Source organism: Rhodococcus sp. (in: high G+C Gram-positive bacteria), assembly GCF_049591685.1.
Lineage (GTDB): Bacteria > Actinomycetota > Actinomycetes > Mycobacteriales > Mycobacteriaceae > Rhodococcoides.
Genome location: NZ_JBAWFH010000199.1, coordinates 1 through 1703, shown reverse-complemented (window position 1 = coordinate 1703; position 1703 = coordinate 1). Strand labels below are relative to the sequence as shown.

Sequence of the window (1703 nt, the reverse complement as noted above, 5' to 3'; positions counted from 1 at the left end):
GTGCCATGTTGTTGAACGGTGCCTACAATATTCGCTCGAATGTCGAGAAAATTACGGAATATGGGGCGGGTTCACAAGTGCCGAGCGGCGAAAGCTAGCACCACGTTCGGAGCCGGTGACTGCATGGTCCCGTGCGATTGCATCTTGAGTTAAGTTGCTACTGTACCGATGATCGGTGCCAACCTAGTGGTCCGACGGTTTGCCCCAATTCCGGGCGAATCTCAATAGGTTCGCCAGGGCTTGCGATCGCCGGAATACCCCTTGTGAACCAGAAGTGCAATAGCGCACGGGCCTACAAACCGATCTCGTTGACCGCGTTTCCAACGAGAGGCGCATGTTCGTGGCGGTAGACCTCCACGGAATCGCGGCTGGCATGGCCGGTCTGGCGAGCGATGGCGGCACCGTCAGCACCGTTGCGGGTGCCCTGGGTGACGAACCCAGCGCGCAGAGAATGCCCGCCGAGCTTGGCGAGGGCGGCGTGGTCGTAGCCAGCGTGTTCGGCACGGCGTCGAATGGTTTGGTGGATGGCGGCCCCGGACAGCGGGGTGGCGCCGAGGTTGCCGTTCTTGGCAACAGCGCGGAACAACGGTGACCGGGCTGCGGTACGGGGCACTCCCCCGCGGCAGATATGCCCGCGAAACGACTCCGGTTTGCGGAGCAGGCGAATTACTGCGGGTCGGCCGCCGACATCGAACGCGGCAACGACCTGGACCCAACGGGCGTACGCGCAGGGTGGGCAGGTCTCGTGGGACTCGCTGTACGGCAGCGCTTTCACTGCTCCTCTGCCCTCTTGGTCGGTCTTCGACTTCCGCAGTCGCACGTGCAAACCGTCCTGCCGGTGTACGACGATGTCGCCGCATACCAATTCCGACAACTCACTACGCCGGAAGGCGCCGGCGAACCCCAGCAACAGGATCGCCGAATATCGGCGCTCGAGCACCTCGTCCGCCCAACCCCGGCCGCGATCCCGCGCCGTCCAGACCAGGACCTTGACGTCGTCGACCAGCAGCGGATCACGTGGGGTGCGGGCGCGGTCCCCTGCGGCGGCGTACTCCCGCCGGATCCCCGACATCGTCGCGGTCACGAGCTCATGTGCCGACGGGGACAGGTGCCCGGTGGTGCGGTGCTGATGGTTGATCGCGGCGATCCAAGTACCGAAGGTGGCAACGGCGTAGGCCCGCTCCCCCGCCTCGGTGCGGGTGTCGGCCGCGTCGACGAGATAGGCGGCGACGGTGACCGGGTGCGCCGGCAATGCGATATGGCCCTCCCGCTCGCACCAGCTAGTGAAGCGTCGCCACCAGGCGGCGTAGGTGCGCCGCGTTCCGTCAGACCGGGACTTACCCCCCGCTGGGGCGCGGACCAGCGCTTCTCCTCGTCACCACCAGGCTCACTCTCACCCCTGATCCAAGTCGCCAGGTCGATCACGTCGAATGCTTCGGGCACGAACTCACCCTAGGCACCAGCGAATCCATGTTCCCTGAACGGCGCGCTGAACTGCCCGAAGAACCCAACGGCACCCATCTCTTTCGGCCAAAAAGATGAGTAAGTGATGAGTTACGGGTCCACAACCGTCCGTTGACTGCATGGAGATACATTCACAGTGTCCGTCTGCACAGGTCAGGACGGTATGAGCCGCAGACTCGACTCCCAGTACAAGTCATTGGGAGTCAAATCTCCGAAACGCACTACGCGGCTTGAAAATT

General features: G+C 63.7%; 2 protein-coding genes. One reads left to right on the top strand and one right to left on the bottom strand.

What is annotated here, in order from left to right; genetic code table 11:
• Positions 1 to 148 (top strand): WhiB family transcriptional regulator (locus WBQ44_RS08580; protein WP_495566285.1); only part of this gene is annotated, 148 nt, incomplete at its 5' end.
• Between the two features lie 144 nt (positions 149 to 292).
• Here WBQ44_RS08580 and WBQ44_RS08575 read toward each other — a convergent pair.
• Positions 293 to 1363, bottom strand: coding sequence for a site-specific integrase (locus tag WBQ44_RS08575; RefSeq protein WP_495566284.1), 1071 nt, complete (start codon positions 1361 to 1363; stop codon positions 293 to 295).
• Positions 1364 to 1703: the final 340 nt, after the last annotated feature.